Raw genomic sequence first — 7,257 nt, forward strand, 5'->3', positions numbered from 1 at the left:
GTTGTTGAACAGCTCGGGCAGTTGGCTGGCGACCACCAGGCGGCTCATCGCTCCAAGCCTTGAGTTTGGGCCCCGTAGGCCGCGAAAGCCGCCTTGCCGGCGCTGGTCAGCACCACGTCGGACTGCGGGGTGTGGACCCGGCCGCACAGCACGTCGCGGTGATGGCGCTCCAGGGCGTTGTGACGGGTCAGGCCCGGATTGCCGGTCAGCTTCAGGGCCTTCTCGACCACGCTGATGGCGTTCTCGGTGACGAGGTGCTTGACCAGGCTTGCCTCGACGCCGCCGACCTCGCCGCGCGCGGCGGCAGCGAGCAGCACATCATTGGAGAGCAGCAGACCATCGATGTCGCCCACGGCTTCCTGAAAGCGGGGCAGGGTGGACAGGGCCGCGCCCAGATTGGCCGGCTTGCGGTTGGCCAGGAAGTCGACCAGCCAGTCGCGCGCGGCCCGGGCCTGGGCGTCGTAGATGGCCGCCGTCAGCACCGCCGACCAGGCCGCGAAGCTGGCCGGATAGGGCGGCGGGGCGCCGGCCGGCTGCGGGTCCAGGGCGTGGTCCAGCGGGACCAGAACGTCCTCGAAGATCACGTCGTGGCTGGCGCTGGCGCGCAGGCCCAGATGGTCCCAGGTTTCCTCGATGACCACGCCGGGCGTGTCGGCGCGAACCAGCCAGCCGCCGACCAGCGGCTCGGCGTCGTCCGAACGAGCCCAGACCACGAACCAGGTCAGGGCCGTGGAGCCGGTGGAGTAGATCTTGCGGCCGCTGATCCGCCAGCCTTCGGGCGTGCGGCGGGCGATGGTGGCGGGCAGGSCGCCCCGAGCGGGGGTGCCGAGGTCGGGTTCGACCCGCAGGGCGTTGATCAGGGCACCGTCGGTGACGGCCTCGCCGATAACCCGCTGCTTCAGGTGTTCGGGCCAGCCCGAGCGGCCCTCGACCGAGGCGTGGAACAGGTACTGCATGACGAGCACCAGGGCTGTGGCCGGCTCGCCCCGGGCGACGGCCGAGACCACCTTCAGGGCGGTGGGCAGGTCGGCTTCGAGGCCGCCCAGACGGCGCGGCGCGGTCAGGGCCAGTAGGCCCGCGTCGCGCAGGGCCTCGAAATTGGCGGTCGGAAAGCTGGCCTCGCGGTCATGGCGACCGGCGGTCGCGGCGAAGGCGGCGGTCAGGCCGGGCAGGAGCGCGTCGAGGTCTGGCAGGGCGGGCGCCTCGGCCACCCGCAGGGCGGCGGCGCTGCTCACAGCACGACCTCGCCGGTCGGGAAGGCCACCAGCGCCGGGGCCGGGGCGGGCTGCGGCGCGGGGGCTTCGACGCCCAGATGGCTCAGCAGCCGACGACGGACGGCGTGGAAACGGGCGTCCGGGACGCGCGGGCGCTCCAGGGCGATCCGCTCCTCGACGGCGATCTTGCCCTTATCCAGCACCAGCACGCGGTCGGCCAAGGCGATGGCCTCGTCGACGTCGTGGGTAACCAGCAGCACGGCGGGCCGGTGCTCGCGCCACAGCGACAGCACCAGGTCGTGCATCTTCAGCCGGGTCAGAGCGTCCAGCGCCGCGAACGGCTCGTCCAGCAGCAGCAGGGCCGGTTCGCGGACCAGGGCGCGCGCCAAGGCGGTGCGCTGGGACTCGCCGCCCGACAGGGTGGCCGGCCAGGCGTCGAGGCGATGGCCCAGGCCCACTTCCTTGAGCGCGGACTCGGCGCGGGTGCGGATATCGGCGCCCTTCAGGCCCAGGGCGACGTTGCGCCAGACCTTCTTCCACGGCAGCAGGCGGGCGTCCTGGAACACCACGGCGCGGGCGTCGGGCGTGGTCACGTCCTGGCCGCCGACCGCGTCGAGGCCCGCCAGGGTGCGCAGCAGGGTGGTCTTGCCCGAGCCGCTGGCGCCCAGCAGGGCGACGAATTCGCCGGGGGCGATGGTCAGGTCCAGGCCGTCGATCACCACGTTGTCGCCGAACCGGCGGGTGAAGCCCTTGAGGGCGACGGTGGGCGCTTGCGACGCGGATTCAACCGGAGCGAAGGCGCGGTTGCGGATACGGGGCTGGGCCAAAATCATTGCTCCACGAGGCTGGGGCGCCACGCCAGCGCCTTGCGCTCCAGCGTGCGGACGAGGGCGTCGGCGGCGAGGCCGAGCAGGGCGTAGACGAGCAGGCAGACGACGATGATGTCGGTGCGCATGAAGTCGCGGGCGTTGTTGATCAGATGGCCGAGGCCCGCCTGGGCGTTGATCTGCTCAGCGATGACCAGCATCACCACGCTGATGCTCAGCGAGTAGCGCAGGCCCACGAAGAACGACGGCAGGGCGCCGGGCAGGATGACGTTGACGATCAGGTCGCGGCCGCTGAGGCCAAAGCTGCGGGCCGCCTCGACCAGTCGAACGTCCACCCCGCGAATGCCCGCGAACAGGTTCAGGTACAGCGGGAAGACGGCGGCGGTGGCGATCAGGGCGACCTTCGGGACCTCGCCGATGCCGAACCAGACGATGAACAGAGGGGTCAGGGCCACGACCGGCAGGGTGCGTTTGATCTGCATCAGCGGATCGACCAGGGTCTCGCCCCAGCGCGACAGCCCCGAGACCAGGCCCAGGGTCACGGCGATGATCAGAGCCAGGCTCAGACCAGCCCCGGCCCGGCCCAACGACACGGCCAGATTGGCCGGAAGCTCGCCTGAAAGGGTCATCGCCCAGAAGGTTTCGGCCACGGTGGACGGGGCGGCGAGCACCCGCGCCGGGATCACGCCCAACCGCGACCCGGCCTCCCAGAGCAGCAACAGCACGGTCGGCGACAGCCATCGGGCGTTCGCCAAGCGCGGCCAACGCCATGGCGTGGCTTGAGAATTTCTGAGGGTGACCGCCAAAGACATGAGGGTGAGCCGTCCCGTGAACCGTTGCGGCGCATGCGCCTTTGCTCCACAGAGAAAGGCGTTGAAACCCTATCGGATCAATAGACTTATCCTCAGGGGTCGTATCAGAGTTTCTCATAGGCGATCTTCATGGCCACCAATCTGCCGACCGAACTGCTGCGAAGCTTCACGGCCATCGTCGACTCCGGGTCGATGCTGAAGGCCACCGAGAGGGTGTTCGTTACGCAGTCAGCCCTCAGCCTGCAGATGAAGCGGTTGGAAGAGACGGTGCTGACGCCGCTGTTCCACCGCGACGGGCGTCGCCTGACCCTGACTCCCGCCGGCCAGACCCTGCTGGTCCATGCCCGTGAGATCCTGGCGCTCAACGACCGGGCGGTCGTGGCCCTGACCGGCGACGCCCTGGTCGGGCCGGTGCGCGTGGGGCTGGTCCAGGACTTCGCCGAGACCTTGCTTTCGGGGGTGCTGGCCCGGTTCAGCCAGCTCAATCCCGACGTCCAGCTGGAGGTGCGGGTGGCCGGCTCGCCGGAGCTGCTGGACCTGCTGGCCGGCGACCGGCTGGACGTGGTCTTGTGCATGGGCGCGGCGGACGACCCGCACGCGGCGCGGGTGGCGCCGATGGTCTGGCACGGCGATCCGGACCTGACCCAGGCGCCGGTGCTGCCTTTGGCCATCCTGGCCCCGCCGTGCCGGTTCCGCGATGCGGCCCTGGCGGCGCTGGAGCGCGAGGGGCGGCCTTACCGAGTCGCCATGGAGACGCCCAGCCTGTCGGCGCTGCGGGCGGCGGTCGAGGCGGGTTTGGCCGTGACCTGCCGCACCACGTTGTTCCGACCCAGCGCCGCGCCGATCGCCGAGGGGCTGCCCGCCATGCCTCAGGTCGCCTATGTGCGCCGGGTGGGATCAGCGCCGCATCCGTCGATCGCCAAGCTTTCCGAACTCATCCACCAGGCGGCGCTGGACCTCTGAGCACGGCGGCCGCCACCTGGGCGGCCTGCACGCGGATGTCGGGCACGGCGTTGATCTCCCACAGCGCACCGCGAGTGATCGGCCCGACGGCGAACAGGGTTGCGTGCGGCCTCCCGTCGGCGCGGACCACGCGGTGCTCGGCGTCGATGTCCAGCCCCAGGCGCAATGGATCGGCGCGGATCAGTCCCTGAGCAGCCAGGGCGACGACCAGCGGCTCGGTGGACTGTTCGACGTCCGCCGACGGCCCCGTGCAGTTGACCACCAGGTCCGCCTCCAGGCGCCAGACGTCGGTTTCGCCGCGCGGCCGCCAGACCAGGCCGGCGCGTCCGCCCTCCAGAACGTCGGCCCGCTCCAGCTTGCCGGCCAACACCCGCAGGCGGCCGTCGGCCCGCATCCGCGCCAGCCGCTCGGCGACCTCGGGCGACAACCGGTGGCGGTGAACGTCCCAGAATGCGCGGGCGTGGCGCAGGAAGGCGGCGCGCTGGCTCAGGCTCCAGCCGCGCCACAGGTCTTGGGTCGCCGGTCGAGCGGCGTCAACGGCCGTTCGCCAGCCATGACGTTCCGTCGCCGCGCGCAGCCAGGCCAGGACCTCGATCGACGACAGCGGCGCAGGCGGCGGATCGGGCAGGGGTAAAGGCGGTGCGCCCTGGTGCTCGCGCGGCGTCAGGCCTCGGCGCGACAGGGCGATCAGCGGGCGGCCCGGCGCGACGCGGTCCAGCGACAGGGCCGCGTCGACCATGGTCAGGCCGCTGCCCAGCAGCAGGATCGGCCCCTGGCCGTCCGGCAGCCTGGCGGAATCCCAGCGCCAGGGATCGGCGACATAGGCGTCGGAGGCCGCGAGTTCGGCGCTGACCGATTCCGGCGCGCGTGGCGGCGGATTGCCCAGGGCCAGGACCACGGCGTCGGCCGCGATCGTCCGGCCCATGCCGCAGGTCAGGGTCCAGCCGTCGCCGGCGGGGGTGATGGCGGTGATCTCGTCGGGGGTGATCAGCAGGCGGCCGGCGGCCTCGGGGCCGGCGGCCAGGGACGACAGCAGGCTCTGCAGATAGCGTCCGTAGTCGCCACGCGTGGCGAAGCCGCCCGGTCCGACGTCCAGATCGTTGGCCTTCAGCCAGGCGACGAAGTCGCCCGGCCGATCGGGCCAGGCGCTCATGCTGCCGGCCCGGACGTTGAGCCGATGAGCGGGATCATCGGTGGCGTAGGCGGCGCCCAGGCCGATCGGGCTGCGTCGCTCGATCAGCACGACCTTGACTGGCCGGGGCTGGCGCAGCAGGTGCAGGGCGGTCATCACGCCGCTGAAACCCGCGCCGACGACGGCCAAGATCGGTGGGGAATCGGCCAAGATATAATCCTACAAGACGCGTAGGATTTACCGCTCGGCGCCGTCTGGGGGCAAGCGCTGTCGGGCGAAGAACGCCCGACAGCGCGGATTTGCTCGCGGCGACGTCGCTTTAGGCGACGGCGCGGCTGGCCTTCTGGCGGGTATAGCGGTTGACCGGAACGTCGAGCCCGAGGCTCTGGCGGAAGGTCGAGCCTTCGTAGGCCTCGCGGAAGATCCCGCGCTTTTGCAGCAGGGGGACGACTTCCTCGACCAGCAGCTGGAACTGGCCGGGCAGGGACTCGCCGATCACGAAGCCGTCCGAGGCGCGGCTGTCCAGCCACAGCTCGAACTTGTCGGCGACCAGTTCGGGCGTGCCCACCAGGTCGCCGCGCGGGGTGGCGAAGCGCAGGGCCACCTGGCGCAGGGTCAGGTTCTCCTGCTCGACGGCCTTGGCGATCTTCAGCGTCGCCGACTGCGAGCTGTTGATCCCGCGGCTGAACACGTCCGGGAAGCGGGCGTCGAGGTCGTAGGCGGTGAAGTCGTGGTCGTTGAAGCCGCGACCCAGCATGGCCAGGGCCGACTCGATCGACACCAGCTCGGCGCGCTCCTGCCAGCGGGCCTCGGCTTCGGCTTCCGTCGAGCCGATGATCGGCGCGGCGGCGGGCAGGATGAACAGGTCATCGGGGTTGCGGCCGAAGCCGGCGGCGCGCGCCTTGACGTCGGCGTAGTAGGCGCGGGCTTCCGCGATGTCGCCGTGACCCACGAAGATCGCGTCGGCGCGCTTGGCGGCCAGGTTGCGGCCGTCTTCCGACGCGCCCGCCTGGAAGATCACCGGCTGGCCCTGGGCCGAGCGGGCGATGTTGAGCGGGCCCTTGACCGACAGGAACTCGCCCTTGTGGGAGAGGGCGTTCAGCTTGTCGGGATCGAAGAACACGCCGCTGGCCTTGTCGTGGACCAGGGCGTCGTCTTCCCAGCTGTCCCAGAGGCCCTGGACGACGTCGAGGTACTCGGCCGCCAGCTTGTAGCGGACGTCGTGCGCCAGGTGCTCGGTCTTGCCGAAGTTCTCGGCCGAGCCTTCCAGCCACGAGGTGACCACGTTCCAGCCGGCCCGGCCGCCGCTGATATGGTCCAGCGAGGCGAACTGACGGGCGACGTTGAAGGGCTCGGAATAGGTGACGCTGAGCGTGGCCACCAGGCCGATATGCTCGGTCACGGCCGCCAGGGCCGACAGGATGGTGATCGGCTCGAAGCGGTTCAGGTAGTGCGGGCTGGACTTGGCGTTGATCGAGAGGCTGTCGGCGATGAACAGGAAGTCGAACTTGCCTTGCTCGGCCAGCTGAGCCGCGCGGCTGTAATACTTGAAGTCGGTGCTGGCGCCGGGCTGGGCGTTCGGATGACGCCAGTCGGTCCAGGTCCGACCCGCGCCCTCGATCATGTGGCCGAGCTTGAGTTGTCTGCGCTTCGCCATGACGGCCTCCGAGAGAATGTTTCGGCGGCATGACTGTCACCGGGCGTTCGGTCCAGCAATGGAGTTTGATCAATAGGTCTTATGAGTGTTTGTTGTAGGCTCTTATGATAACCTGTCATGATGATATGTATTTAGCCCTTAGATATATAAATCTCTGAGACGGGTTAGAGGAATACTGCTTCACGCTGCTTGTCTGGATTGCTCATGTTGCCGGCGTCGCGGCTTGAGGGCCGCTTGTCGAACCATCAGGCGAGGAGAGGCCCATGAGCGCCACCATCACCGGCATTCGCGAGACCGTGAGCAATGCGGCGGGATTGAGCACGACGCCCCTGAACCCGACCATCGGTTCGGAGGTCCAGGGTCTGGACCTGCGCCAGCCGCTCGACCGGTCGCAACGCGATGCGCTCAAGGCGCTGCTGCTGGAGCGCAAGGTGCTGTTCTTCCGCGACCAGGACATCACCCGCGACCAGCAGTTGGCCTTCGCGGCCAACTTCGGCGAGGTCTACGCCCACCCGACCGGCGGCGTCGAAACCCACCGCGCCGTCCAGCCGATCTCGGCTGAGGCGTTCAAGGAATACGACATCCGCGAGAACCACTGGCACACCGACACCAGCTGGCGGATCAATCCATCGTTCGGCGCGGTGCTGAAGGC

7 protein-coding genes are annotated in these 7,257 nt (G+C 69.8%); 2 read left to right on the forward strand and 5 right to left on the reverse strand.

Features of this window, described 5'->3' with window-relative positions; translation table 11 throughout:
- Positions 1–44: 44 nt before the first annotated feature.
- From AC1DZ6_RS14915 to AC1DZ6_RS14925, 3 genes are read right to left on the reverse strand one after another with little or no spacing between them, the layout of a single operon-like run.
- On the reverse strand, positions 45–1,235 hold the full coding sequence (locus AC1DZ6_RS14915; RefSeq protein WP_477097941.1) for an acyl-CoA dehydrogenase family protein: 1,191 nt from the start codon (positions 1,233–1,235) through the stop codon (positions 45–47).
- Positions 1,232–2,047 carry an ABC transporter ATP-binding protein gene (locus AC1DZ6_RS14920; protein WP_477097942.1) on the reverse strand — a complete coding sequence of 272 codons (816 nt, stop codon included), beginning with the start codon at positions 2,045–2,047 and terminating at the stop codon, positions 1,232–1,234. Before AC1DZ6_RS14920 ends, AC1DZ6_RS14915 begins: the two co-directional genes overlap by 4 nt.
- On the reverse strand, positions 2,044–2,796 hold the full coding sequence (locus AC1DZ6_RS14925; protein WP_477097943.1) for an ABC transporter permease: 753 nt from the start codon (positions 2,794–2,796) through the stop codon (positions 2,044–2,046). The genes AC1DZ6_RS14920 and AC1DZ6_RS14925 overlap by 4 nt, the downstream gene beginning before the upstream one ends.
- Positions 2,797–2,982: 186 nt before the next feature.
- Between AC1DZ6_RS14925 and AC1DZ6_RS14930 the strand changes: the two genes are divergently transcribed.
- The gene (locus AC1DZ6_RS14930; protein ID WP_477097944.1) at positions 2,983–3,816 is read left to right on the forward strand and encodes a LysR substrate-binding domain-containing protein; all 834 of its coding nucleotides are present in this window, start codon (positions 2,983–2,985) and stop codon (positions 3,814–3,816) included.
- Here AC1DZ6_RS14930 and AC1DZ6_RS14935 read toward each other — a convergent pair.
- Positions 3,788–5,158 carry an FAD/NAD(P)-binding protein gene (locus AC1DZ6_RS14935; RefSeq protein ID WP_477097945.1) on the reverse strand — a complete coding sequence of 457 codons (1,371 nt, stop codon included), beginning with the start codon at positions 5,156–5,158 and terminating at the stop codon, positions 3,788–3,790. The genes AC1DZ6_RS14930 and AC1DZ6_RS14935 overlap by 29 nt on opposite strands.
- Positions 5,159–5,267: 109 nt before the next feature.
- On the reverse strand, positions 5,268–6,605 hold the full coding sequence (locus AC1DZ6_RS14940) for an LLM class flavin-dependent oxidoreductase (protein WP_477097946.1): 1,338 nt from the start codon (positions 6,603–6,605) through the stop codon (positions 5,268–5,270).
- 263 nt (positions 6,606–6,868) lie between these two features.
- On the opposite strand from AC1DZ6_RS14940, the gene AC1DZ6_RS14945 reads away from it, so the two are divergent.
- A partial coding sequence (locus AC1DZ6_RS14945) for a TauD/TfdA dioxygenase family protein (RefSeq protein WP_477097947.1) occupies positions 6,869–7,257 on the forward strand: 389 nt, incomplete at its 3' end.

The organism is Caulobacter sp. P1_B12_2, assembly GCF_056406675.1.

Bases quoted from the DNA above. Each gene is read 5' to 3' on its own strand.
- AC1DZ6_RS14920 (WP_477097942.1), bottom strand. From the start codon at position 2,047: ATGATTTTGGCCCAGCCCCGTATCCGCAACCGCGCCTTCGCTCCGGTT.
- AC1DZ6_RS14930 (WP_477097944.1), top strand. From the start codon at position 2,983: ATGGCCACCAATCTGCCGACCGAACTGCTGCGAAGCTTCACGGCCATC.
- AC1DZ6_RS14940 (WP_477097946.1), bottom strand. From the start codon at position 6,605: ATGGCGAAGCGCAGACAACTCAAGCTCGGCCACATGATCGAGGGCGCG.